This is a genomic window from Acinetobacter sp. ANC 4470 (assembly GCF_002135335.1).
Classification (GTDB): domain Bacteria; phylum Pseudomonadota; class Gammaproteobacteria; order Pseudomonadales; family Moraxellaceae; genus Acinetobacter.
In genome coordinates this window covers 306,528-332,382 of record NZ_NEGC01000002.1, presented here as the reverse complement: position 1 = coordinate 332,382, position 25,855 = coordinate 306,528, and the positions used below count along the sequence as shown (strand labels likewise).

The following is a 25,855-nucleotide window of genomic DNA, read 5'->3' as shown; positions in this document are numbered from 1 at the left end:
AGGAAATATATGACGGACAAGTCGATTAAAGAGTTAGCTCTCAGCGTATCACGTCCAGTTGAGAAGCTCCTAGAGCAGGTTCGTGACGCAGGTTTACCGCAACGTAAAGCTGAAGATATTATTTCCACTGAACAACAAGATACCCTCGTTCACCATTTGAAGAAAATTCATGGTCAAGACGATGGGCATGCAGGAAAAATCACGTTGAAACGTAAAACAACCAGTACGGCTAAAGTGGCAAGTACCTCAGGTAAGGCGAAGACAATTAACGTTGAAGTGCGTAAAAAGCATACGTTTACTAAGCCGAATCCAGAACAAATTAAAGCAGAAGCTTTAGCGAAAGCGGAACAACAATCACAGACTGAATCTAAAGGTCGTGATCAAGTGCAACAAAATACAGGTTCTGATTCTAGCGCGAATACTCAAGGTGCCTCTAAAGCCAAACAAGCTTTAGAAGCAATGCGTGCTGCTGCTAAGCAAGAAACGGCTAAGCAAGAAGTACCTAAAGCGGCTGTTGTGGTGAAGCGTAAATCGACTAACAAACCAATTGTTAAACAAGTGGTTAAAGTTACTGAAACTGCTGAACAGAAGAAAGTACGTGAAGCTCAATCAGCACAGTTAAAAGCAGTTGAAGAAGCAGCACGTCGTAAATCAGCGGAAGAAGGTCAACAACGTACGCTTGAACAAATGCGTCAAATGGCGTCTAAGTACACCGCTGAAGATACCACTGCAACGATTCGTGTGGTTGATGACTCTCCACTTGCCGCTGGTCTTGTCGGTCAAGCATATGAAGATTCATTTGCCAAAGAAGATCGTGAAATTAAACGGGGTGGTAATACGACTAGCACACGTGCACCGAAGAAAGGTGGACGTCGTGGTCAGGAAGAGCAAAGTTTCAGTAAACAGCCTAAACGTGGTTTGAAAACAAGTCAGTCAAATAAACATGGTTTTGAAAAACCTGTTAAAAAACAAGTTTATGATGTTGAAATCGGTTCTACGATTGTTGTTGCTGATCTTGCACAAAAAATGGCAATCAAGGTTCGTGAAGTTATCAAATCACTGATGAAAATGGGTGAGCTTGTAACGCAGAACCAAGCGATTGAGCAAGAAATTGCCGCACTTGTGGTTGAAGAAATGGGTCATAACCCAGTTCGTGTATCCGATACACAAGCTGAAGATAACTTACTTGAAGCAGCTGAAGAAGCACGTGGTATTCAAACGACTCGTGCGCCAGTGGTTACAATCATGGGTCACGTTGACCATGGTAAAACATCGCTTCTTGACCGTATTCGTCGCACTAAAGTGGCTGCGGGCGAAGCAGGTGGTATCACACAGCACATTGGTGCATATCATGTGGAAACTGAGAAAGGCATTATTACTTTCTTAGATACTCCTGGACATGCTGCATTTACTTCAATGCGTTCACGTGGTGCGAAAGCGACGGATATCGTGGTTCTTGTTGTTGCAGCTGATGATGGTGTTATGCCACAAACTGCTGAAGCGATTGACCATGCACGTGCTGCAGGTACGCCGATCATTGTTGCAATCAACAAGATGGACAAAGAATCTGCTGATTCAGATCGCGTATTAAACGAATTGACCACCAAACAAATCGTGCCTGAACAATGGGGCGGTGATGTACCAGTTGCTATGGTTTCTGCGCATTCAGGTCAAGGTATTGATGACCTTCTTGATCTTATCCTGATTCAAGCTGAATTACTTGAATTGAAAGCATCTGAAGAAGGTGCTGCACAAGGTGTGGTGATTGAAGCGCGTGTTGATAAAGACCGTGGTGCTGTTGCTTCTATTCTTGTACAAAACGGTACATTGAAAGTCGGTGATCTTGTTCTTGCTGGTGGTTCTTACGGTCGTGTTCGTGCGATGGTGGATGAAAACGGTAAACGTATTCAATCGGCAGGTCCTTCAATCCCAGTTGAGATTTTAGGTCTTCCTGAAGCGCCAATGGCGGGTGATGAAGTTCTTGTTGTAAATGATGAGAAGAAAGCTCGCGAAGTTGCTGATGCTCGTCTTTCACGTGAACGTGAACAACGTCTTGAGCGTCAATCTGCAATGCGTCTTGAAAACATCATGGCGTCTATGGGCAAGAAAGATGTACCTTATGTGAACGTTGTGCTTAAAACTGACGTACGCGGTACTTTAGAAGCATTGACCGTGGCATTGAACAGCTTATCTACTGACGAAGTTCGTGTACGTGTGATTGGTTCAGGTGTAGGTGCAATTACCGAGTCTGACGTTACCCTTGCTGAATCATCTGAAGCTGTACTTCTAGGTTTCAACGTACGTGCTGATACAACCGCGCGTCAAAAATCTGATGCAGATGGCATTGACATTCGTTACTACAGCATCATTTATGAATTGATTGATGATGTGAAAGCAGCAATGAGCGGTAAGCTTGCGCCTGAACATCGTGAAACGATTCTGGGTGTAGCTCAAGTACGTGAAGTGTTCCACTCAAGTAAGTTTGGTGCTGCAGCGGGCTGTATGGTTCTTGAAGGTATGCTATACCGTAATAAGCCAATTCGCGTACTTCGTGATGATGTTGTGGTGTTCCAAGGTGAACTTGAATCACTTCGTCGCTATAAAGAAGTGGTTGAAGAAGTTCGTGCTGGTATGGAATGTGGTCTTGCTGTTAAAGGTTATAAAGACATCAAAGCGCTTGATAAAATCGAAGTCTATGATGTTCAATTGATTAAACGGAGTCTTTAATGGCGGGTAGTCAACGTCTTAAGCGAATGGCGGATACTGTACAACGCGAGTTGTCGGAACTAATTCGTCAAGAGCTGAAAGATCCACGCTTAGGTGGTCTAGTGACCATCTCTGCGGTGAAAGTCAGCGCAGATTTAGGCTATGCAGAAGTTTACGTCACAGTGATGGGGCGTGAACTTGGCGATGAGCAAAGTGAAGTGGCAAATAAAGAAACTTTAGCTGTGTTAAATGGTGCTTCTGGTTTCCTGCGTCATGAATTAGGTCGTCGTATCAAGACACGTATTACGCCAAGATTGCGTTTTCATTATGATAAAACCAATGCATATGGTAACTATATGTTTGGTTTGATTGCTGAAGCAGTGAAGGATTTACCTCCTGAAGAAGCAAAAAAAGATGATGAATAATTAATATAGCGTAAGTTATATGTAAAAAAAGCCACCTTCGGGTGGCTTTTTTTATGTGAAGATAAAGATCAAATGAAAAGATGATTATACAATGGAGATGACGTTTGATTGCAGTTGAAATATTGCCAGACATTCTAAAATTAAAACCCTTAATTCATTCAAGTTCTATGTATGATGAACAACGTTGGGATAAGCTTGATTCGAACCTGAAAAGCTTAGTGTTCGCTTATTTAAATAAAAAAATATCTTAGCAGAATGTGATTAGTAGTTTTCAACAGTATTTTAATGAACCGATTGAGTTAGAGCAGCCTTTTGTTTTGACCATGATTGGGGGCTTTGCAGATACGGGTTATGGATGCTATAGAACCAATAAATATTACACTTCAGAAAATATGCAAAAGATGCAATTGGCTTTTTGCAGTTTAAAGTCATGACTTAAAAGTAGCTTATCGTATTTTAAAAACGATAGATGGGCTTAATATTAGTTATATATCTAAATTTCTTTATTTTGCTAGTCGTGAATTAGCACATGATCATTACTGTCTAATATTTGATATTCGTGTTGCCAGAGCTTTAGTACGCTTAACATGCCCAGCAGAAATAGTGGATATTGTCGATATTAAACCCTCAGATAAGTTTCAGGATTATCAATCCTACAACTCTTTAATGCATACACTTGCACAAAAATATGCTGTAGATGCCGAAGCATTAGAAATGTATTTATTTGAATTGTAAAAAAGGAGCCGAAGCTCCTAAAGGATGAAGACTATTTTTTTTGATTTTGCTGGCGAACTCGAGAACGTTGCCAAGGAAGCGGTCGGTCTAAACTTTCAGGTACTTCGCCACTGGTGGAACGTAAACGTAAATGTAGCGCTGCTTGTGCCATCAAGTTAGCCGACACTGGTGCAGTAATAAAGGCGAATAAGGTAATCAGTATTTCAGCAAAACCAAAACGTCCATTAAAGGCAGCAAGAATAATTGCAGCAATTAAAAAACTACCCAGCCCTAACGTACTTGATTTGGTTGGCGCATGTAGCCGCATAAATAAATCGGGGAGGCGAACCATGCCAATGCCACCCACTAGCGTAAAGAAGGCACCAATCAATAAAAAAATTGAAACTATAATTTCCATGACAAGTTGCATTATTTTTACTCCTAATCTACGACATGACCAGTGGTAAAGTAGCGGGCGAGGGCTACTGTTGAGACAAAACCAAGCATGGCAACCAAAAGAGCGCCTTCAAAAAATGCGGTGCTTGCCCAATAAATACCCAAAATGATAATTAAACAGGTGGCATTGAGAAAAAGGGTATCTAGGGCTAAAAGACGATCAACAATAGAGGGTCCTATGACTAAACGAATCAAGCAAAGGAACATTGAAATGGTGATGGCAACCATACATATGCCCAGCGTATAAGGCAAAATGCTCATGCGTCATCTCCTGATTGCACATTAAAAATCATCATCAGTGCTTTTTCATAACGATTTTTAATCTCTTGAATGTCTATTTCTACATTATCGCTGCTTAATGCGTGAACTAAAATATCGCCACGATCTTGGTCAATTCCAGCAGTGACTGTACCTGGTGTAGTGGTAATAATCAGGGCAAGCAAAACATTGACTTCTTCATGCTGAGTTTCTAAAGGCACGCGAAACCATTTGGGATGCAGTTTATGCGTAGGTCCAAGAACTAATTTAGCCACTTTAATATTAGAAATAATGATGTCCCAGAGCACCACAAAAAATAATTTACATGCCAATAGCCAGTTAATATTTGGTGTACGCGTAATAAAGGGTTTCACCAAACGAGGAATAAAAATCCCGAGGAACAACGCCATTAGCAATGTCGCTGAATCGAGGCTATGTGCCAGCATGATCCAGCTTAAAGCCACAATGACAGAAACAAACGGATGCGGTAGCCAGTTTTCCCAAAACGATGTTTTTTGCATAGTTAAGGCTCCATGGGTTTAAGTTTGGCATCATCTGGATGGACAGGTTCTTGCACGATTTGTTGATTGATTTGGCGCTGTTTATATTCTGAAATGTGTTCACCTTCTAAGGTGTTTTCAGCAATAACATAAGGGATTAGGTGTGCATTTGGATCAACCGTTTCACCACCATATTTGGTTTCGGGTAGATTTTCTGGATCATACGGTTGTACGCTGATGACCTGATTCAGATGATCCCTTTTTAAAAGCATGCTTTCATATAAGGCATTATTTTGTATTTGTTCAGCCGTTTTAAACATATATTGCTGAATTGGGCTGGCACAGACCATATACAGAATTAAACCTGAAAGCAGTAAATAGATGGTTTTGTCATTTCGAGCAGGGGCTTGATCGGGCAAGGCTTGATAGGCTTTATATTCTGCTGAATTTGGATTTTCTTCGGGTTGTGTTGCACGCCAAAACAGCACAAAACCGATGCGGGTAAAGGCGATAATACTGAGTAAACTTACAATTAAAATCACAATAATAATCAGTAATTGATAAGGCGAATGTGACGTGGCTTGTAAGATAAAGACTTTACCTAAAAAGCCACTAAATGGAGGTAAACCCGCCATCATTAAAGCAATTACAAAGAAGGTTAATGAAACGACTTTTTGTTGTTTTATTTGCGGTGCAACTTTGAAATGATCTTTAAATGTACCTCGTTGCGAGGTAATCCAGCCTGAGAGCAAATAAAATGCAGCGGCAATAATGGTGCTATGCACTAAATAATACAGTGCGGCTGCCCATGCCAAGGTATTGAAGAGCGAAATAGCAATTAAGATAGTGCCAATAGAAGACAGAATCATAAATCCGACGAAGCGGCGCAGTCGTTCCGCTCCAATTGCGCCAATCACACCATAGATAGAAGTAATAAGGCCAATTGGGAGTAACCAAGACACCAAAATACTTTGACTTAAAGAATCATTAAATACAGTGCCATTGATTCGTAAAATGGCATAGATACCGACTTTGGTCATAATGGTGAAAATTGCTGCGACGGGTGTTGTGGCAACGGCATAGGTTTTAGGCAGCCAGAAACCCACAGGCAGCATCGCAGCTTTAATACCAAAAACCACAAATAATAATAAGCCACCAGCCACGGCAAGCTTATGTTGATCGGGTTCTAACAGGGGGATTAAGCGTGCGACATCGGCCATATTTAAACTGCCGACACTGCCGTAAATAATGCCTAGACCAATCAGAAAGAGCGCAGAAGCCAGCAAGTTAATAGTGACGTAATGAATACCCAGTTGAAAACGTGCCTTGCCTTGCCCGTGTAAAAGTAACACATAGGATGCCATTAACAGGATTTCAAAAAAAACAAATAAGTTAAATAAGTCACCCGTGAGGAATGCACCGCATAAACCCATCAATAAGAAATGGAACATGGCATGGAAATAACGTCCACGTGCATCCCATTCGTGACTTGCAAACCATAAAATAGGCGTTGCTAGGGCATAAGTAAGAACAACCATTAGTGCAGAAAGTTGGTCTAGCACCAAGACAATCCCGAATGGTGCAGCCCATTCACCTAAATTGTAAACACTGATTTGCCCACTACTAGCATAGATTAAATAAAGAATAGCAGTGGCTAAACCTAAAATTGAAGAAACATAACTAATGCCACGACGCCAAGGTTGGCGCCAATCGTGTGCTAATGAGCCCGCGCCTGGATTACCGAGTAACACCAATAAAAAAGCAGTAAAAGCTGGAATTAAAATGCTAAAAATAGGGGTGTGTTCAGTCCAAAATTGGATGACAGCATTCATTAAGGCTCATCCTCACGTGGGTCAATAGGAATAATATCTTCTTTAGAGTCGACGTGATCGGTCCCTGTTTCATAACGACTGCGTAACGCAAGTTGCACAATAAAAGCAGTGGTGGCAAAACCAATCACAATCGCAGTGAGCACTAAAGCTTGTGGTAGGGGATCTGTTGCCTTAGAGGTTTCTGTGAGTACGGCTGGTGCATTGATTTGCAGACGGCCCATAGCAAAAAGAAATAAGTTAACGGCATAGCCGATCATCGCTAGACCGAGTACCACTGGAAAAGTACGTGCCCGTAAAATTAAATAAATTCCTGTTGCTGCAAGTAGACCAATGGCAGAGGCAAGTAAAAATTCTAAGCTGATCATTTTATTCCCCCTTCGGTACAACTGGACCAGTCATGCTGGAGTGACGCGAATCACCTAATACTGAAATCAATAGCATGGTTGCACCAACCACAGTGACATAAACACCGACATCAAATAACGCAGCGGAGGCAAGATGCATTTCACCTAAAATAGGTGGCGAGATATAAATATGCGCACTGGTCAGGAATGGACGCTCCCAGAGCCAAGCGCCTAAGCCTGTGAGTCCCGCAATGACCAAGCCTGCACCAATCCAAATTTCATATGAACGTCCTGACTTGGCTTTTAACATTTGCTCAGTTTGATCTTGACCCAGTGCAATGTATTGAATGATCAAAGCCAATGAGGTAATTAAACCAGCAATAAATCCACCACCCGGTAAGTTATGTCCACGCAGGAAGATATATAAACTGACCACCAGTGCTAACGGTAAGATCCATGAAGCAGTCACACGGAACATTAATGGTGACGGGTTAAAGCGGTAGGTTAAACCTTGGGTAATGGTGGTGCCATGTGCACGCATGCCATCCATTAAGCAAAGTGCACCAATTGCAGCAATACCCAGTACGGTAATCTCTCCAAAGGTATCGAAACCACGGAAGTCGACTAAAATGACATTGACGACATTGGTTCCACCACCCAAAGGAATAGATTGCTGCATGAAGAACCAGGAAATTGAATTATGGTCACGGGTTAAAATGAGCCAAGCAATCCAACCAATGCCGAGGCCACCGCCAATCGCAATCAAGGCATCACGCCAACGACGTGAGCCACTCGATTCATAAGGGGTGAGCTGTGGCAATAAAGACAAACTCATCAACAGCAAAACGGTGGTGACGACATCGACGGTAATTTGGGTTAAAGCAAGGTCTGGTGCAGATAACGTCACGAATACCATCGTGACCACTAAGCCTATTGCACCACTAATCAGGACGGCTTTAATTCGCTCATGGTGGAACCACAACATCATCCAGCAAGCAGAGAACAAGAGTAACCACAGCACAATGGCAATGGCAGGGGCGCGAATGAGTTCACGCGTACCTGTGGTTAAACCTTGATTAATTAACGGCATGGCAACCAATGCAATGGTAAAAGCCAGAATCCAGATTAAATAACTTTGTAGTGAACCATTTTCAGTTTTACGTTTCAACTGTCGTGATTTCAGTAGTAAATGTTTTAAAAATAAATCAAATAACACGCGGCCTTGGAACTTACCCAGTATAGGGTCAAGGTCAATTTCACGAATTTGGCCGCCTTTGGCTAAAGCAAAGTAGAAACACAACCCGCCTAAAAGTGCGATTGCACTCATCAGTAATGGCAGGTTGAAACCATGCCAAAGCGCAAGATGAGTACCGGCAAAATTGGGTAATTGTGTGCTGGCGCGCGTGGTTGAATTGACAATATTTTCAACCAAAAGGGCAGGGAAAAGTCCGACTAAAATACATAAAATTGCCAGAAAAGTAGCTGGTGCATGCATTCCCAAAGGGGGTTCATGTGCATTTTTATTGGGAACTGCCTTGCCGAGAGGTCCATCAAAGAAAACGCCATGAACCAGTCGCACAGAATAAGCAACAGCAAATATACCTGCCAACGTTGCCATAATTGCAGAACCAATCAGTACTGGCCCAGAAAGATTAGCCAATAATTCGGTAAAGAACATTTCTTTGGATAAAAAACCATTGGTCAGTGGCACACCCGCCATTGAGGCAGCGGTGATCATGGTTAAAGTGGCAGTGAACGGGAGTAACTGCCAAACACCACTGAGTTTACGTAAATCACGCGTGCCTGTTTCATGATCAATAATACCAGCGATCATGAATAGGGCTGCTTTAAATGTCGCATGGTTAATAATATGGAAGATGGCTGCGGCAATGGCGAGAGGCGAACCAATCCCCAATAAACAGACAATTAAACCTAAATGGCTGATGGTAGAGTAAGCCAGTAAACCTTTTAAATCTTCTTTAAAAATTGCAAAGAAGGCTGCCATACATAGCGTAAATAAGCCGACGAAGGTCACAATGTTGTGATACAGCGCAGCACCGACAAAAATAGGGGAGAGTCTTGCCAGCAGGAAAATACCCGCTTTTACCATGGTTGCAGAGTGTAGATAAGCTGATACAGGAGTGGGTGCTGCCATGGCATTGGGTAGCCAAAAATGGAACGGGAACTGCGCACTTTTGGTAAATGCGCCCATTAAAATAAGCAGCAAGGTTGGCACAAATAACGAATGATTTTGAATTTTTTCAGTCATGGTTAAAATTTGGTCAATTTGATAAGTCCCCGTTATTTGACCTAACAAAATGAATCCACCCAACATGGCTAAACCACCCATACCGGTAATGGTCAGTGCCATACGTGAGCCGCGCTGTGCGGCAGCGTAATTACTCCAGTAGCCTACCAAAAGGAAGGATGAAATGCTGGTCAGCTCCCAAAAAATAAGGAGCAAAATTAAATTATTGGACAGGGAGATGCCAAGCATTGATGCCATAAACAGCATGAGCAATACATACAGCTTACTCAGTGAGTTTTTAGGATTTAAATAATAATAAGCGTAGATATAAATGAGCGTGCCGATACCACTAATCAGCAAACAAAACAACAAACCTAAAGCATCTAAGCGGAAACTTAAATCGATTCCTAATTGAGGTAACCATGACCAAGTTTGTATGATGGTTGCACCATTAAAAACGTCTTTTGCTTGAGTCAGTAATAAGATTAGGCTGCTTAGACTGACCCCAATCGCCCCTAAGGCTGTTGCCCCGCGCGAAAACTTTTTCAGCCACGAGACAAGGGTGGTGCCAAGTACTAACGGTAACAATATAATAATCGGTAGCACACTCATATCCATTGTCATGAATTAGGTTTATAAAAAACCTAAGGGTGAATATTATCTTTCAAGGACTACAGGATCGCAAAGAGCAATCCAAATTTTTAAATCTTGAAAGCCAAGCAGAGTTAAAAAGATTGAAAAACAAGCTGTGTTGCGCAACTTGCTAAGACGTAATAGTGAAATCGGATTTTACTATAAAACTTTAAATATACTCGATCTTATTACATGAATAAAACAACATCAATTGTTTTTGTACCTACGTAACATATTATATGCCGATCTAGACGTAGCGTGTTGAGGTAGCTGAAAACAGAGGAACAAGTATTATTGCAGATGGAACTTTTTTGAATGCAATTTAAGCGGTTACGTTTGCGTTATGGCAAGGACCGATGTGAAGATGTATCGTCTTGTGCATTCATTAAACTCTGTAATTCAGCTTGTTGTTCTAGGCTTAAATGCTGTTGAATCTGTTGCCATAGGTTTTGTGGTGTAACGCTGTCTAATACAGGTTCAAACAAGCGATTTGTTTCAATCACTTCCTCATTAAACCCCAATTTTTCATAAATGTGATCAAACTTGTCCTGTAACGGTTGTAGTTGTATATCAAAAATCTGTTTATTTTCAATTTTTAAACATTGGTATTCGGCTGCATGCTCTAGTAATTCACTGCGATTGCCTGTAGCAATAATTTGTAGCCGCGGAAAAGCTTGATGTAAGCGCGGTAAAATCACTTGAGCGGTATTTTGATCCAGTTGATGATCAATCGCATCAATCAGTAAAATGCCATCGCCCTCAAGACAGGGATATAAACTATTCGGATTGAGTAAGCATAAACGCCGTACAATATCCCCCACCAGTGCAATCCAATTTTTCACGCTATTCGACAGTTGTTGATAGAGCATGGTTTTGCCTTGATAACGTACCATCAATTGTAGTTTCGGTTGGTACTGTACAAAAAATTCATCTAAAGCTGGGATGATCGTCGTTAAGGCTTGTTTTAATGCAGCTAAATGGGGGCTGTGCATCTGCTTTTGTGCATGAAATAATTGCTGTAGAAAGTCATTTTCTTTGTTTTTCTGAATAGATGGATTGGAGAGCAGTTGTTGAAATAATTGTGCGATCTGTGCATTTTCAATATCACTAACTTCACGCAACCACTCAAAAAAACGGTTAAAAGTGGTAAAGGGAATGGCTGAAATTTCATAAGCATGAGCAGTTTGAAAAATAAGCGGATTATTCTTACTCAGAATATTCATTTCATTGACAAAGCGTTCCGCTGGGTAATAGGCAATTAAAGGTAAGCCTTGTAGCTGATCATGTTTGATGGCATTTTGATACAGTTCGACTAAGTTTTCTAGTTGTTGGGTTTCTGCTTTACTGCTGCCAATGCCATGACTATTTAAGGTTTTATACAGTTGCCAATCGCAATAACACAGCGCTTTCTTTTGCACTGCACTGGATTCAGTTAAAGTACCGATATCGCTAGGGATATGTACTCGAATATCAATTTTGGATTGTAAGCGGGTCAACATAATGTCTTGATCAAGCATGACCACACCCGCAGCACGTGAATCTTTATAACGTGCTGAAAACCATGTCAGGGCTTGATAAGTAAATCTTAAAATGGTGGTTTTCCCTGTGCCTTGATCACCCATAATCAAGGTGATGGGTTGAGCATTAAATTTTAGCTTGAGGTCAGAAAAATGCAGGGCATGTTTGAGTTGAATAGTATCAATTTTCATAAAACACCTACATTGCACAATGAGCTGAAATTATTCTCCCACAGCTTTACGCAACGATAAGGGCATTTTCTTTTTGAGTTGTTGCACCAAATCGTAAATGTGGTGAATATTTAAACTTACTTTAGCACGTGTGCAAGCCACGTAAAGTAGTCTTAACTCTTCGTCACTAATTTTATGCTCTTTTTCATTGACCTTAAATTGATAGTCATCTTCGATATGCACACGATCCCATTCTAAGCCTTTGGCCTTGTGGGCGGTCGAAATAATATAGTCGGCATGTTCAATCGGGCTGATTTTGGCTAAGGCACGTTTCAATGGATCTGTGCCGTGATCATCGACCAATTTCACCAAAGGCTTAATGTCGCTGCCATCATTGGTTTCACAATATTCATGTACATCATGCCATGAATTAAACCAAGCGAGTTCAGGTACATCCGTCACTCGTTTGCCTTGTTTGAGCATACTTGCAGCATCGACAAAACGGTTCAGTTTGACATGATCTGCCTGCAAACTAACTTTATCACCATGCACTAAACCTGCCAGCAATAACTCCATCGCGCGAGCATTGGTGCGGCATAAAATGGCGTCACGTTGTTTGGTATGCGGTTTATTGACCACTTTGGAATGCAGATGCGGATTGCCCAATAAAGGAACCGTTTCATTTAAAGCGCCCAAGATGGCATTGGCATTCAACGCAATTTCTTCACCAAAGCGGAATGATGTGGTTAAACGAGATTCAGGCAAAGGCAATTGCTGCATAGCATTGACTGCCCCACGCCAAGCATAAATTTGTTGATGTGCATCACCGACATAAATCACTTGGGTGTTTTTCTGACGCAGCAAAATACCCAGCATTAGTGGGTCAGCATCTTGTGCTTCATCAAACAGTACATAATCGGTTGGAATATTGGGTTCAGACAATGCCCAAAGTTTTAGATAAATATCATGACCAATCCCTGCTTGGTGGTTTGGATCAATTGATTCTAACCAACGTCGTTCAATAGCAGGATAAAGGTGCTTTTGTAACTCAGTAATATCATCGGGATGCAACCAACTTGGTGCTTGAAGATGGCGTGGTGCTGGATATTGCGAACTGGTGGAACAAAAATAACTCACCGCATTGGCGACTAAGCTTGCCAAACGACTTGGCATCATCACGTATTTTTCGTAACGTCCACCCATCATGCGCCTTAAGGTAATTGGCTGTAGTCGATATTCTTTGGCGATGAAACTCGGGCTTAAACGTGGCAGACGCAGTTTATCGGTCACGCCACGCGGCACGCTACGAAATGCCAGCGAATGAAAGGTACGACAGTCGACACCACGATGAAATTTACTTTGCGCTTCTGATGCAATGGCTTTGTTAAACGCCAGATACATGCCACGCCGTTCAGGCATGGCATCACTGATCATTTGTAAAGTTGTGGTTTTACCTGTGCCTGCATAGGCAATCACTTTAAAGGATTTGCTTAAACGTGCGTTGTCGATGGCAATGGCTTGCTCATAGGTGGCGCTTGGTTTTTTCAGCTCAGACACAGTCATCGGCTTAGTGTTGACGGTTGGCTTTTTCAACCAAACCTGATAAGCCTTGGCGACGCGCGAGTTCGTTTAAAATCACTTGTGGTTCAATGTCGAAATAACCGAGCATCACAATGCTATGGAACCATAGGTCAGCCACTTCATAAATCAAATCGTTTTTATGGTCTTCTTGAGGCTCAGATTTAAAATCTTTGGCGGCAATAATGCTTTCAATACTTTCTTCACCGACTTTTTCTAAGATTTTATTTAAGCCTGTGTGATATAGCTTGGCCACATAGGATGAGTCTGGATCGGCTTTTTTACGTTCTGCCATCATCTGACCTAAATAGTCCAAAATTTCAACCTGTTCAGATTGAGTAGTTGAAGCATTCATCGCAAGTGTATGCGGATTAACTGATTTTTCCGCGTAAATTTGACTTGGGTCTTTCAATTGTGCATCGACAATTTTCCAGCCATTTGCAGTCAATTTACGATAGAAGCACGATTCACGACCAGTATGACAAGCAATGCCACCATGTTGTTCGATTTGCAATACAATGACATCGGCATCACAGTCTAAACGGATTTCATGTACGGTTTGGAAATGACCCGATTCTTCACCTTTATGCCATAATTTTTGGCGTGAACGTGAAAAGTAAACTGCTTGATTTTTTTCAGCAGTTATGGCTAAAGACTCACGGTTCATCCACGCGACCATCAGTACACGGCCTGTTTGATGATGTTGTGCAATGGCAGGGATGAGACCTTGTTCGTTAAATTTTACTTCATCGAGCCATTGCAAATTGTTCATGAGGATTTCACCAAAATATGTTCAAAATTTAAAAGAGCGACTTAAAATCGCAACTGCATAGTGTACGTGATTAGCGACTGTTTGAGAAAAAAATATACACCTGATCATCTCGATTGATCTGAATAAGTGTCTTATGTCTGATTTTTAAAATAGCTTTATTTTATTTTTTATAGCGTAAAATCAGTTAGACATAACTTGAATGAAGCTCGAACTAAAGCCTATTGCTAAATCAGCTTCAGTTCGACCATTTTATAAATCCTGCATAAACTCAGGGAAATTTTGTTTTTCCACCATCTCTAAAAATTCATCGCCTAAACGCTGACTTTCAGCCACACATTGATTCCACATTTGAATACGTTGTTTTTGATCTAAACCTTTTAAGCTGAAATCTTTACGATCGGGTAAACGCCCAAGGGGTAAAGATTGCAAATAGTCTGGCGAAGGCGAAAGTAATAACGTTCGTGCCTGATTTTCAGGGTTGGCTTTACGGTTTTTAAACATTCTATCGAACCAACCCGGTGTAATGCTGTCGCTAAAATGTGGGTACAGCACAATGCCTTGGCTTTCAAAGGGCAGGTCAAGATGATAGTCAATTAAACCACCATCACGGTAACTGCCTTTAGGTGCATCTGGAATATCGCGGATAGCTGCCATGACACCAGGAATAGAGGCTGATGCCATCAACCAAGGTATGGCATTGTCGCGATTTAAGGTTTGATAATGGGTGACAAAGTCATCCTCTACTTTAAATTGCTGACCTGACGATGGTTGGCTAATCACCCGTTGCATAAACAGACGATTGTGCTTACGACCCAGTGCATTACTGCCAATAATGCCTGCCACAGAGGCAAGTAAAGGTAGGGCTAGATCACTTTGGAAAATATGCTGGGCTTTAATGGAGATAATAGCCAAGTGATAGTCAGGATGATCAATCAATTGTTGTTCTTGACCTTGGATCAGATCAATCAACATGCCTTGGCAAATATTACCGACTTCCTGACGCGACATTTTTTTATGAAAAGATAGGTTGGTATAAAGCTCTGAAAGGCGCTCTGTACCTTCTTTTGCGCCCCAAGCAAGAATACTGGCAAAACGCCAACTGCCAATAGATGAGCCAATGACGGTTCTGCGCTGTGGAGCTTGGGCAAAAAAGTCACCAAAAATGGCTTGGTCTAAACCTTGAATGCCAATGCCTTTAGGGCCGCCTGCAGCACCAGGAATAATATCAACTTGCTGTGCATGTAAACCTTCTTTTTCAATCAATTGGCGTGCAAGGCGACCTGCACGAATCGTGAGAGAAGGGCGGCTCTTTTGCAGAATTTGCGTCATGGTCTAGAATTAAATATACAAGTGTGTTGTTATTTTAAGCTGCTAGGCTTCAGCGACAATGGCGATATTTATCACTTATTGACTGGTGAGTCATTATAGAACAAAAACAGCCTGATCATTTTCATCATCAGGTTGCTGAATATTCAAAATTTATAAAAATTTGGTTATTTCGCGATGCGCCAAATGGCAAGGATGCTTGAGAATACGATCAGTAAGATTGACACATACCACGGTGCAATAATGGCAATGGATAACAAAATCGCCATGATACTACCGAACATCCAACTGCGTTTTTGCTGATGTTCCATTTGCAAACGCATGCTTTGTAGTTCATTGAGTTGTTTGGAGTGCCAAGCGGATTGATTTTTTAAACCATTTAAACTATCAATCATCAGGCTGGGTAGGTCTTGTGCGCCCAGTAATAGATCTGGAATTTGCTGACCCAGTTCTTTCATATTTTTGACTGGACTCATATTGGCTTTAATCCAATCGGTCAAAATCGGTTTCGCCAGTTTCCAGATATCCAGCTCTGGGTACAGATCTGTGCCCAAACCTTCTACATGCACCAAGGTTTTTAACAACAGCATCAATTGTGGTGGAATTTCCAAATGGAAACGTCGAGCAATATCCATCACTTGAATTAGGATGCCTGCAAAATCCAGTTCATGCATTGGTTTCGAGACCATTGGCCCAACTGTACGACGCATTTCACGCGCTAAAGCATCTTGATCCGTACCAGGTGGAATCCAACCTGCTTGATGCACCACCAGAATCAGTTGCATGAAGTTGCTGTTCATTACCGCAAGCAACATGCGTGCTACGGTCATTTGGTCGTGTTTAGACAATTCACCCATAATGGCGCAATCCAGCGCAATAAAGCGAGGATTGCTTGGGTTGATCGTTTCGACAAAGACGTTACCCGGATGCATGTCGGCATGGAAAAAGTTGTCACGGAACACTTGGGTGAAAAAGATGGTTAAACCTTTTTCTGCCAATTCTGCACGATTCATCCCCATACGATCAAAGGTCGCGATATCGGAAATCGGCACACCTGTGATCCGCTCTGCCACCATCACATCTTTGCTGTCCATATACACTTCAGGCACGTACATCATGCTTGATCCAGTGAAGTAATGGCGCATACGACGGGTGTTGTCGGCTTCTAAAGTCAAATCCAATTCATTAAGAATAATTTGACGATAGTTCTGAATAATTTCAGAAAGATGAAGCGCGCGTGCTGCTTCTAGACGTTTTTCTAAGGCTTTTCCTAACCAATCTAGAATTTCAAAATCGTGTAAAATCTGCTGACGAATATTGGGGCGAGTGACTTTGACCACCACTTCACGACCATCATGCAAAGCAGCGGTATGCACTTGTGCGATTGAAGCTGCTGCAAGCGGTTGCTCATCAAAACGTGCAAACAAGGTGTTTACATCTGCTTTTAAAGATTCCTGAATGCGCATTTTGGCAACATGGTTGTCAAACGGTTTGACGCGATCTTGTAATAAAACCAATTGCTGTAAAACTTCAGGTGCAATCAAATCACGGCGGGTGGAGAGCAACTGTCCAAGTTTAATTGCAAGTGGCCCCATTTCCTCTAAAGCTTGTTTCAGCTTGAGTGGGTTTTTGCGTTCACGACTGGACCATGCAGCAGGGTGCATGCGAATCAGGCTTAAAGCATGACGGGCTTTTTCAGGTAATTCTTCCGCAGGAAACAACGTGTCGAGTCTATAGTGCGCGGCGATGCGCCAAAGTTCGAGTAAACGTGAAACGTGCGGAATCATATATGTTATTACCTAATCTTGAGGTGAAGCAGGAATTGCAGCTGCATCAATGTGTGCTTGAAGCTGTTGAATTTTGGCTTCAGCACGATCTAAATTTTGATTGAGAATACGCGTATCTTGATTTAAGTCATCCATCTGCCAGCGTGGGGCAAATACGGCTAAATCTTCTTTTAAGGCATCTTCAGCAAAGAACAAGTGGCTTTGCAGTGAGCGTTTTAAATGTTGCGGTACATGTTGAATTTTACCCAATTCATGTGCAAGGCTCGGGCCAATCCAAGGGCTTAAATGTGATGCTAAATCAGGTTCGGCTTGTTGCATGATCCGTTGAATATCTTGCAACAAGTGATAGTCACCTTGCAGTGGGATATTACCGACATCATCTGCGAACAATAACTTTAAAAGTTCAACCACATTTTTAACGTGTAATGTGGCCGTCGCTTCAGAAAGCTGTTGATTTTGATCAAATGGGCGTTGCTCGAATATCGATGTTTTTTCACTTTGTCCCGTGACTGTCGGTTCAAGGCGAAGTTTATTTTCATCAAAAAATACATCGACAGACAATTGCGGGGCATCAATGACCACACGCAATATTTTGCCTTGCAGTGCATTCAGTTGGATACGAGTAAGCGCATCCAAATCAATGACATGATGAATGAATCGTTCAACTGCACCCAGTGCCAAAATCGACCACATAGCGTAAACCCTAAAGTTTAAAGCCGCGGTGAACCGCCACAATACCGCCGGTTAAGTTATGGTAGTCACAGCTTTGGAAGCCTGCTTGTTCCATCATGCCTTTTAGGGTACGTTGGTCGGGGTGCATACGAATCGATTCTGCTAAGTATTTGTAGCTTTCTGAGTCATTGGCAATGATTTTGCCCATGATTGGCAATGCCGTAAATGAATACAAATCATAAAGTTTAGAGAATGGTTCAAATACAGGTTTAGAGAATTCTAAAATCAGTAAACGACCGCCCGGCTTAAGTACACGGTACATGGCAGCAAGCGCGGCATCTTTATCGGTCACGTTACGTAAACCAAAGCTGATGGTGAGCAAGTCAAAGCTGTTGTCTGCAAATGGTTCTAAGGTTTCAGCATTGGCTAAAACGAAATCGACATTGGTACAACCCGCATCGATTAAACGGTCACGACCGACATTGAGCATTGATTCATTGATATCTGAAAGAACGACATGACCTGTAGGACCGACTTCACGGCTAAAAACTTTGGCTAAATCGCCTGTACCACCTGCAATATCCAGTACATGTTGACCACGACGTACGCCAGACATATTAATGGCAAAGCGTTTCCATAGACGGTGAATACCAAACGACATCAAGTCATTCATGATGTCGTATTTGCTAGCAACTGAATGGAAGACTTCAGCCACTTTCTGTGCTTTATCATCACTGCTGACCGTTTGATAACCAAAGTGTGTGGTTGCACCGACGTTGCCTGTATTGGCACCACGTGGCAGATTATATTTGGGTACTGAACCTGTAACAGGGGTATCTGTCAGCGTTTGTTGTAAGGATTGTTGCTGACCTTGAGCGGTGCCTTGTGGAAGCGGTTCAGTTAAGAAAGGACTTACTTTGTCTGTATTTGGTGCCGACTCAGGGGTAGCGGTAGGCGTTTGATTTTCATTAGACATAGAGTCACTCCTAACATAAAAATAGGGTTAATGTTACAGTGCATGCATGATGACAGATTCTAAGACGTTGTACAGCAATCAGCATGCAATTGTTATGAATAATATACAGAAATCTATGCTGTATTTTTATTCACGGCTCGATTTGTTATGTGCAGAACAGCATCATTGATACTGAAATGGATTTGGATCAGCTGCGTGAACTTGATGGATAATTTGGCGTTCAACCGCAGTAAAATCTTTGACGAATTTCTCTGCCGACTTTAACGGTTTCATCGCTAAAAAGCCATCCTGCATAAACTCATACATCACCTGAAAACTGTATTTATTGGCTGCACCTTTACACATTTTAAATGCGGTATAGACCATAAATGAGCGCATATATTTATCTAAACTCAAGCCCAGTTGATCGAGCAAATCCAGCTGTTTGAGGCGTTGTTGTCCCTGATCGAGTTTAAGATAGGTCAAACGCATCATTTCATCGGTTAACTTTTCATGCGGATGGTAGTCTTCCAGCAATTGCATCGCGACTTGTTCATCCAGCTGTACGGCTAAAATAGCCAAAGTAACGCCTGATGTACCTGTTTTAATAGCATTTTCAGGAATCAGTTTTTCTGCTTTATGCGCATATTTCATTAAACGTGCAATTTGCCCCGCCAAAGCGTCAAAATCTGAACCACCATATAAACGATTGAGAAAATATTCAGACATTAAAATATTGTGCTTTTCAGCAAATTGTTGCAGATGCGTACTTTGCATGCGTACTTTTTGCCAAGCTTGTACGTCTTGTAAACGCTGAAAAATATCAGGATTTTGATGATAATTTAATTGATAATATAACTCTAATAAGTCATCCAATGCAGCCAGTTTTGACATCAAGCATCTCTATTATTTTTTAGATGGTTAAATCTTAGAGCTAGATGGGCAAACTCGCTATGACAATGTGCAATAAAAATGACTCAAAAGAAGTCAGTTTGATGCGAAAATAAGCAATTTCACGCAACATAAAATCCACGTTTTATGATTCAGAGTTGTTCTATGCTTGGATATACTGAAATAAATACAAAGATTTGGAAGTCATATGTCTATAGAAAAAATAAAAAGTCAGCTTATAAGTGAAGATCAGCTTTCCTTGAATCTGATTGAAGCACAATATTTGTTAAAAAATACCCGTGATCAAAAAAATGCGAAAAGTGTGTTGATTTTAGTCAATGGTATTGAATTGGCAGGTAAGGGTGAGTCTGTTAAGCAGCTGCGTGAATGGGTCGATCCGCGCTATTTGCGAGTAAAAGCAGATGCGCCGAATATGTTTAAGCAAAATCAAGCTTTTTGGCAGCCTTATGCACCATTTATTCCTGCTGAAGGTCAAATTATGGTGATGTTTGGCAATTGGTATAGCGACCTGTTAATGACGGCTTTACATGTGTCCAAACCATTAGATGAAACCCTGTTTGATGCCTATGTCGAGGATATGCGAACCTTTGAACAGGACCTAAAAAACAACCATGTTGATGTGGTGAAAGTCTGGTTTGACTTGTCATGGAAGTCTTTGCAGAAGCGACTGGACAATATGAAACCCAGTGAAGTGCATTGGCATAAATTACATGGTTTAGATTGGCGTAATAAAAAGCAATATGACAATGTGCAAAAACTGCGTCAGCGTTTTACCGATGATTGGACCGTCATTGATTGTGAAGATGCACAACTACGGGATCAACAATTTGCCCAGCATATTTTACGTGCTTTAGAGCATTGTCCAGAACATTTAAGCCAAAATAAAACCAAGTGGAAACAAGCGGCAGTTCCTGAGTTGTTATTACAACCAGAAAATAAGTCAGTTAATCAAGAAAACTATAAAGCCGAATTTAAAAAACTATCGCTTAAAGTGGCTGAAGCCCTGCGCTTCGATGATCGTAAAGCGATTATTGTCTTTGAAGGCATGGATGCTGCGGGAAAAGGGGGGGCGATCAAGCGCATTGTGAAAAATCTTGATCCACGTGAATATGATATTCACACTATCGCGGCACCTGAGAAATATGAATTACGTCGTCCATATTTATGGCGTTTTTGGAGTAAGTTACAGACCGATGAAGACATTACCATTTTTGACCGTTCTTGGTATGGTCGGGTATTGGTCGAGCGTCTGGAAGGTTTTGCAAGTGAGGTCGAGTGGCAACGTGCCTATGAAGAAATTAACCGTTTTGAAAAAAATTTGCTCAACAGTCAAACCGTGGTGATTAAATTCTGGCTTGCCATTAGTAAAGATGAACAAGAAACCCGTTTTAAAGCACGAGAAGAAACACCGCATAAACGCTTTAAAATTACTGCCGATGATTGGCGTAATCGTGAAAAATGGGACGGTTATTTAGATGCTGCCGCAGATATGTTTGAGCAAACCAGTACCGTACATGCACCGTGGCATATTGTCGCCACCAATGATAAATATATGGCGCGCTTAGAAGTATTGCGAACTATTTTAAAACAGCTGAGAGCGGATTAAGCTCTCAGTAGCGAGATCAGTCTACCTTGATGATCAAGACTTATGAACAGCTTGCTTAGCTAACAAGCTGAGCATTTTGTTTTTGTTGAATGCTTTTGGCAAGGCTGTAACATTCTTCCACATGCGCGGCAGCGACTTTTTTCATTATAATATAGCCTAAACTTGCTGCAATAATTTGCCCACCTAGGGGAATGAATTTAGTCACTTGTTTAGTGATGACTTTAGCGGCAACATTGTTGATGGATTTTTTAACCGCAGTACGCGCAATCACAAGTCCTGAGAATTCGATTCCCCGTTTGCGCAGTTCATGCCAATGCACTTGTTTGGTCTCGGGGTCATAGACACTAATTTGTTCAGGTGCTAAACCAAAGCGTGCATTCACTTCTGGAATGAGTTGTGACAATATTCCGATATCAATGACAACATCCAGAAATGGGACAGGCACGACAGCAACACCAGCAGAAATGTACGCCCGTTTTTGCACCAGTTCTAAGCATTCTGCACGAATGATTTCTAAATCTAATGCTGGGTCTATTGAGTCTGGAATTTTATCTATTTTCATAATGTAAATACCTTAAACTTCGTGTTAGTTTTTCTATTTAATGATGATTAAGGTAAGAATTTCAAAACATTTTTGAATCGAACCGAAATCTCAAAGTGACATAGACAGATGCAGATGTATAGTAAATAATTTTTATGCTTTTGTAGGCATTTTATTTTAAAAAAGAGTGGAGTAGGTAATTCATGGCAATTCATGTGATTCAAAGTCAGCGTATTGATGTGCTGGTGCATGCCATGTTGACGACTGTGAATAAGCCTGCCACAACGCCTTTTCAGGTGCTCAAAACCCAACATTTTATTGTGCCATCGCATGCGGTTGAAACATGGTTAACCCAAAAATTAGCCGAACAAAAAGGCATTAGCGCCAATACTCAATTCCATCACCGTATTCGCGGTTTTCAATGGTCAGCTTATCAATGGGTATTGGTCGAACAAAAAGAACAGGTCCGTAAAGCCAATATTCCACGGATTATTATTAAGTGGCGCATCTTTCAAGCCTTAAAAAGCTTTATTCAAACGGAACACAATCCTTTAAATACAGATCATCCTTTATATTCGATTGTACAGCGCATCTATGACAGTGCTGACCGCTTAGAACAAGGGGTGGAGAAGCAGCTGAAAAAGCAAGGCATGTTGTATTGGGTGTCGGAACAAGTCTCGCGTTTGTTTAGTCATTACATGGAATATCGTGGGCATTGTCAGAAGAATTGCCCAGCCAATCTGTGCAACTGTCAAAGCAATTGGTTGCAGGCGTGGGGACAAAATAAACAACTGCCCATTGAACAGATGTTTTTTAAAACCAATACCGAAATTTCTGAATTTACCTTGAATCAGGCTCATGAATTAGAAGCATGGCAGCGTTGGTTATGGCAGGAAGTCTTTCATCAAGATTTTGAACAGATGCAAAGTATTGATGCAATGTTTTGGGGAATTTTAGATGATCCTGAAACGTGTCAAGCGGCCTTAAAAAAACTGCCGCCCCAGTTGGTGATTTTTACTTTGCTTGATTTGCCACCGATGCAACTGGCGTTTTTACGCCGTTTGGGGCAATACATTGATATTTATATTTTGCACTACAATCCTTCGCAAGAGTATTGGGCGGACAGTGTCGATCCAAATTGGAAAGCGCGTTACGATGTTGGCGTGAAAGAACGTTTTATTGCTAAAAACCCCAAAGCCAGTGATGCAGACATTACCAAATTCTTTCAGGAATTTACTTTAAATTTTAATGCAGAACAGCGTGAATCGCGCCATCCGTTACTTACACGTTTTGGTAAACAAGCACGAGATCATTTTTCCTTATTATCTAATTTATCTTCAGGCGAAGATGGTATTTGGGCAGATGCCTTTGTCGATGATTATGCAGACCATTTACTAGGGAAAGTTCAGTCTGATGTGTTGTATTTGGTTGAACCTGAACAGCAGCAATATGTGTTAGATGAACTAGATGATTCGATTCAAATTCATGTGTGTCATTCTAGTTTACGCCAGCTTGAAGTTTTAAAAGAACAACTGATTCACTGGTTGGCGCAAGGCAGTAAAGATGCGCCGCGCAGACCCAGCGATATTTTGGTACTGAGTCCGAGTTTAACTGAACTTGAACCTTTAATTCGTAGCGTGTTTGCACCGCCACCCAGTGAACGCGATTTGATTCAGCAAAAAACAGGCAGTAGTCATCAACTGTCTAAAGACAGTGTGTATTTGCCGATTAAAATTGCAGGAGTCACTCAGCTCGATGCCTTAAATGCATGGCATGCTGTGCTAGGGCGTATTGAAATGATTCAAGGGCGTTTTAGCATTGAGGATTTTGCCGATTGGCTGAGTCTGAGCGCAACTCAACAATTATATGGTTTAGAAATCAATTCGATTGAACGCATGACTGAATTGTTGATTGATGCCGGTTTTAAACGTGGCTTAGATGCACAACATTTACAGCGTAGTTTATCCGCAGGTGACGACGACTATCGCTTTAGTTTTAAATTTGCGCTCGATCGTCTGGCTTTGGGTATCGCCATTCCTGAACATACTTTATTTCAAGGCACGCTCAGTTTTGCCAAAGTGTTACCGAGTGATTTTGAATTAATTGCCAAATTGATCCAGATTTATCAAGATTTTGATACCCGCCGTGACTGGATGACAGCACATGAACAAGGCAAAAGTGTGCCGGTTGAAACATGGCTGAAACGGCTGATGCAGGACATTGCTGAATTTGAAGATGCTGGGGTCGAATCGTTAAGCAGTGTCTATAAAATTATTAAAAAACAAGAACGCATGCTGACGCTCGCCAGTTTTTATGATGAGCACGATCATCATGCCTTACGCGCGTTGAGTTTGCCATTACCGTATTTGTTGGCTGAAATTAACAGTACTTTAGAAACACAACTAGAACATGCGGAACCGACGGGGCAAATTACCTTTAGTCAAATTGGTCAGATTCGTCCTGTGCCGTATAAACTGATTGTGATGCTCGGACTGGACAGTGGTAAATTTCCAAATCGCAGCCAGCACTTACCCTTTGATTTAATGGATTTGCTGAAACCGCAATTGGGCGATCGTTCACGCCTAGAAGATGACCAAGGGGCATTTTTAGATAACCTGCTTTTGGCACAGGAGAGTTTGTGGCTATTTTATAACGGTTTCGATATTAACGATGGTGAAGTGCGTGATCCATCAACCGTGTTACAGGAACTGATTCAACATCTGGCATTTATTGTGCAGTCAAAACAACCCGATGCAGCGGTCAATGAAACCGTGAATATTCATGGGGTCGAAGTGCCTGAACAACTGCAATCGCTTTATCACGTGCATCCTTTATTACCGTTTGATCCCGTTGGTTTTGAATCATTAAAGCCTGTGCGTTATCAGGATCAATGGTTCAGTGTGGCTGGGCAAATTCGTCACGCGACAGGGCAACGTGCGGCTTGGGTGAATACCCCATATCAACATCTGCAACAAGATGTGCAGGTGTTGGATAGTCATCAATGGATTCAGGATGTAACTTTCCCTGCACGCTTATATTTAAAAACCTTAGGCGTGGCAAATTTACGCCCTGAAGATTTACCCGCGCTGCAAGAACCGTTATTGCTGGATGGGTTAGGGCGTTATGCTGTACGGCATTTTTTACAGCAACATGAAGGTGAAGCAAAACCTGAATTATTGCTGGATCAGCTGCCGATTGGAAAATTGCAACACAGCAGTTGGCAAGTCAGCGTGTTGGAACAACAGCGCTTAAAAGATCGATTATTGAAATATGCATCTGAAATTACCCCGACGACGCAGCAGGTATGGAAGATCAATGATCAGATTTATATGAACCTTAGCCTACCCAAAAATAGTGCCGAACAATGGGTCAGTCTGGAGGCTTCAAGTGCGCGTGCCAAACGTCGTGCCAAAGTATGGTTAGAGTATTTACTTTGGCTGGCTTACTTAAATATGGGCGAGGGCGGTGAAAAACTAACAAAGATTGTGGTGTTTAGTGATCGAACTATTTTATGTCAGGGTGTCAGTTCTAATCAGGCTCGGAAATGGATTGAGCACTGGTTAGCTGCGTGGAAATACGGACAAACTCAGCCTTTGGTTTTACCTGCTGCTTTGCTACTTAAAATTGCTGAAAAAGACAAAGCGCATGACTGGCAAGCCAATGAACAGAGCCAGATGTGTATTGAAGATATGGATGTCATTTATAAAGACTGGCATGAAGATGGCAAATTTAGCGGTTTTTTAATTGCCGATAATGAAGCGACCAAAATGCATCGTGACTGGCAATTTATTTTACAGGAACAAGATGCCACCGCTTTGCTTGAACAGGCTTGCACACAATTTTCCTATCATTTATATCAGCCGGTCTTTTGGCATCAATCTGTGATTGAGGAATAAAGCATA

General features: G+C 41.6%; 20 protein-coding genes. 5 read left to right on the top strand and 15 right to left on the bottom strand.

Features of this window, described 5'->3' with window-relative positions:
- Positions 1-9: 9 nt before the first annotated feature.
- The 3 genes from infB to B9T25_RS14825 all read left to right on the top strand — a co-directional run bounded on the left by infB (position 10) and on the right by B9T25_RS14825 (position 3,866).
- Entirely contained in the window at positions 10-2,727 is a 2,718-nt protein-coding gene (infB, locus tag B9T25_RS04675) for a translation initiation factor IF-2 (protein WP_086187310.1), read from the top strand.
- Positions 2,727-3,131, top strand: a complete 405-nt coding sequence (locus tag B9T25_RS04670) for a ribosome-binding factor A (RefSeq protein ID WP_086187309.1) — start codon at positions 2,727-2,729, stop codon at positions 3,129-3,131. The genes infB and B9T25_RS04670 overlap by 1 nt, the downstream gene beginning before the upstream one ends.
- Positions 3,132-3,584: 453 nt before the next feature.
- On the top strand, positions 3,585-3,866 hold the full coding sequence (locus B9T25_RS14825; protein WP_416202349.1) for a hypothetical protein: 282 nt from the start codon (positions 3,585-3,587) through the stop codon (positions 3,864-3,866).
- 31 nt (positions 3,867-3,897) lie between these two features.
- On the opposite strand, the gene B9T25_RS04665 is transcribed toward B9T25_RS14825, so the two are convergent.
- The 14 genes from B9T25_RS04665 to B9T25_RS04600 form a co-directional block, all read right to left on the bottom strand.
- Positions 3,898-4,275, bottom strand: coding sequence for a Na+/H+ antiporter subunit G (locus tag B9T25_RS04665; protein WP_086187308.1), 378 nt, complete (start codon positions 4,273-4,275; stop codon positions 3,898-3,900).
- Between the two features lie 11 nt (positions 4,276-4,286).
- Positions 4,287-4,562, bottom strand: a complete 276-nt coding sequence (locus B9T25_RS04660; RefSeq protein ID WP_086187307.1) for a monovalent cation/H+ antiporter subunit F — start codon at positions 4,560-4,562, stop codon at positions 4,287-4,289.
- Positions 4,559-5,080 carry a Na+/H+ antiporter subunit E gene (locus tag B9T25_RS04655; RefSeq protein WP_086187306.1) on the bottom strand — a complete coding sequence of 174 codons (522 nt, stop codon included), beginning with the start codon at positions 5,078-5,080 and terminating at the stop codon, positions 4,559-4,561. Before B9T25_RS04655 ends, B9T25_RS04660 begins: the two co-directional genes overlap by 4 nt.
- 2 nt (positions 5,081-5,082) lie before the next feature.
- Positions 5,083-6,891, bottom strand: coding sequence for a monovalent cation/H+ antiporter subunit D (locus tag B9T25_RS04650; RefSeq protein WP_086187305.1), 1,809 nt, complete (start codon positions 6,889-6,891; stop codon positions 5,083-5,085).
- On the bottom strand, positions 6,891-7,256 hold the full coding sequence (locus B9T25_RS04645; RefSeq protein ID WP_086187304.1) for a Na+/H+ antiporter subunit C: 366 nt from the start codon (positions 7,254-7,256) through the stop codon (positions 6,891-6,893). The genes B9T25_RS04650 and B9T25_RS04645 overlap by 1 nt, the downstream gene beginning before the upstream one ends.
- A gap of 1 nt (position 7,257) precedes the next feature.
- Positions 7,258-10,101 (bottom strand): monovalent cation/H+ antiporter subunit A, encoded by a 2,844-nt coding sequence (locus B9T25_RS04640; RefSeq protein ID WP_086187303.1) that lies wholly within the window; start codon positions 10,099-10,101, stop codon positions 7,258-7,260.
- 356 nt (positions 10,102-10,457) lie between these two features.
- Entirely contained in the window at positions 10,458-11,825 is a 1,368-nt protein-coding gene (locus B9T25_RS04635; RefSeq protein ID WP_086187302.1) for an ATP-binding protein, read from the bottom strand.
- A 30-nt stretch (positions 11,826-11,855) separates the two neighbouring features.
- Positions 11,856-13,361, bottom strand: a complete 1,506-nt coding sequence (locus B9T25_RS04630) for a UvrD-helicase domain-containing protein (RefSeq protein WP_086187399.1) — start codon at positions 13,359-13,361, stop codon at positions 11,856-11,858.
- Positions 13,362-13,371: 10 nt separating this feature from the next.
- A complete protein-coding gene (gene hisIE / locus B9T25_RS04625) occupies positions 13,372-14,154 on the bottom strand; it encodes a bifunctional phosphoribosyl-AMP cyclohydrolase/phosphoribosyl-ATP diphosphatase HisIE (protein ID WP_086187301.1) in 783 nt (260 codons plus the stop codon).
- 249 nt (positions 14,155-14,403) lie between these two features.
- Positions 14,404-15,483 (bottom strand): patatin-like phospholipase family protein, encoded by a 1,080-nt coding sequence (locus tag B9T25_RS04620; RefSeq protein ID WP_086187300.1) that lies wholly within the window; start codon positions 15,481-15,483, stop codon positions 14,404-14,406.
- Between the two features lie 164 nt (positions 15,484-15,647).
- Positions 15,648-17,267 (bottom strand): ABC1 kinase family protein, encoded by a 1,620-nt coding sequence (locus B9T25_RS04615; RefSeq protein ID WP_086187299.1) that lies wholly within the window; start codon positions 17,265-17,267, stop codon positions 15,648-15,650.
- A gap of 12 nt (positions 17,268-17,279) precedes the next feature.
- Positions 17,280-17,960 (bottom strand): ubiquinone biosynthesis accessory factor UbiJ, encoded by a 681-nt coding sequence (locus B9T25_RS04610; protein ID WP_086187298.1) that lies wholly within the window; start codon positions 17,958-17,960, stop codon positions 17,280-17,282.
- Between the two features lie 10 nt (positions 17,961-17,970).
- Entirely contained in the window at positions 17,971-18,915 is a 945-nt protein-coding gene (gene ubiE / locus B9T25_RS04605) for a bifunctional demethylmenaquinone methyltransferase/2-methoxy-6-polyprenyl-1,4-benzoquinol methylase UbiE (RefSeq protein ID WP_086187297.1), read from the bottom strand.
- 162 nt (positions 18,916-19,077) lie between these two features.
- Complete coding sequence (locus B9T25_RS04600; protein ID WP_086187296.1) at positions 19,078-19,788, bottom strand: FFLEELY motif protein; 711 nt, start codon at positions 19,786-19,788, stop codon at positions 19,078-19,080.
- Positions 19,789-19,993: 205 nt separating this feature from the next.
- On the opposite strand from B9T25_RS04600, the gene B9T25_RS04595 reads away from it, so the two are divergent.
- Positions 19,994-21,412 carry a phosphate--AMP phosphotransferase gene (locus tag B9T25_RS04595; protein WP_086187295.1) on the top strand — a complete coding sequence of 473 codons (1,419 nt, stop codon included), beginning with the start codon at positions 19,994-19,996 and terminating at the stop codon, positions 21,410-21,412.
- A 55-nt stretch (positions 21,413-21,467) separates the two neighbouring features.
- Here the strand turns inward: B9T25_RS04595 and B9T25_RS04590 are convergent, their stop codons facing one another.
- Positions 21,468-21,974, bottom strand: coding sequence for a hypothetical protein (locus B9T25_RS04590; protein ID WP_086187294.1), 507 nt, complete (start codon positions 21,972-21,974; stop codon positions 21,468-21,470).
- Positions 21,975-22,156: 182 nt separating this feature from the next.
- On the opposite strand from B9T25_RS04590, the gene B9T25_RS04585 reads away from it, so the two are divergent.
- Positions 22,157-25,849: an exodeoxyribonuclease V subunit gamma gene (locus B9T25_RS04585; RefSeq protein WP_086187293.1), complete on the top strand. Its 3,693-nt coding sequence runs from the start codon at positions 22,157-22,159 to the stop codon at positions 25,847-25,849.
- Positions 25,850-25,855 lie beyond the last annotated feature (6 nt).

What these genes read in the sequence shown, in the direction of transcription:
- infB (WP_086187310.1), top strand. Translation starts at nt 10, where the DNA reads ATGACGGACAAGTCGATTAAAGAGTTAGCTCTCAGCGTATCACGTCCA.
- B9T25_RS04670 (WP_086187309.1), top strand. Translation starts at nt 2,727, where the DNA reads ATGGCGGGTAGTCAACGTCTTAAGCGAATGGCGGATACTGTACAACGC.
- B9T25_RS04665 (WP_086187308.1), bottom strand. Translation starts at nt 4,275, where the DNA reads ATGCAACTTGTCATGGAAATTATAGTTTCAATTTTTTTATTGATTGGT.
- B9T25_RS04660 (WP_086187307.1), bottom strand. Translation starts at nt 4,562, where the DNA reads ATGAGCATTTTGCCTTATACGCTGGGCATATGTATGGTTGCCATCACC.
- B9T25_RS04655 (WP_086187306.1), bottom strand. Translation starts at nt 5,080, where the DNA reads ATGCAAAAAACATCGTTTTGGGAAAACTGGCTACCGCATCCGTTTGTT.
- B9T25_RS04650 (WP_086187305.1), bottom strand. Translation starts at nt 6,891, where the DNA reads ATGAATGCTGTCATCCAATTTTGGACTGAACACACCCCTATTTTTAGC.
- B9T25_RS04645 (WP_086187304.1), bottom strand. Translation starts at nt 7,256, where the DNA reads ATGATCAGCTTAGAATTTTTACTTGCCTCTGCCATTGGTCTACTTGCA.
- B9T25_RS04640 (WP_086187303.1), bottom strand. Translation starts at nt 10,101, where the DNA reads ATGGATATGAGTGTGCTACCGATTATTATATTGTTACCGTTAGTACTT.
- B9T25_RS04635 (WP_086187302.1), bottom strand. Translation starts at nt 11,825, where the DNA reads ATGAAAATTGATACTATTCAACTCAAACATGCCCTGCATTTTTCTGAC.
- hisIE (WP_086187301.1), bottom strand. Translation starts at nt 14,154, where the DNA reads ATGAACAATTTGCAATGGCTCGATGAAGTAAAATTTAACGAACAAGGT.
- B9T25_RS04620 (WP_086187300.1), bottom strand. Translation starts at nt 15,483, where the DNA reads ATGACGCAAATTCTGCAAAAGAGCCGCCCTTCTCTCACGATTCGTGCA.
- B9T25_RS04615 (WP_086187299.1), bottom strand. Translation starts at nt 17,267, where the DNA reads ATGATTCCGCACGTTTCACGTTTACTCGAACTTTGGCGCATCGCCGCG.
- B9T25_RS04610 (WP_086187298.1), bottom strand. Translation starts at nt 17,960, where the DNA reads ATGTGGTCGATTTTGGCACTGGGTGCAGTTGAACGATTCATTCATCAT.
- ubiE (WP_086187297.1), bottom strand. Translation starts at nt 18,915, where the DNA reads ATGTCTAATGAAAATCAAACGCCTACCGCTACCCCTGAGTCGGCACCA.
- B9T25_RS04600 (WP_086187296.1), bottom strand. Translation starts at nt 19,788, where the DNA reads ATGTCAAAACTGGCTGCATTGGATGACTTATTAGAGTTATATTATCAA.
- B9T25_RS04595 (WP_086187295.1), top strand. Translation starts at nt 19,994, where the DNA reads ATGTCTATAGAAAAAATAAAAAGTCAGCTTATAAGTGAAGATCAGCTT.
- B9T25_RS04590 (WP_086187294.1), bottom strand. Translation starts at nt 21,974, where the DNA reads ATGAAAATAGATAAAATTCCAGACTCAATAGACCCAGCATTAGATTTA.
- B9T25_RS04585 (WP_086187293.1), top strand. Translation starts at nt 22,157, where the DNA reads ATGGCAATTCATGTGATTCAAAGTCAGCGTATTGATGTGCTGGTGCAT.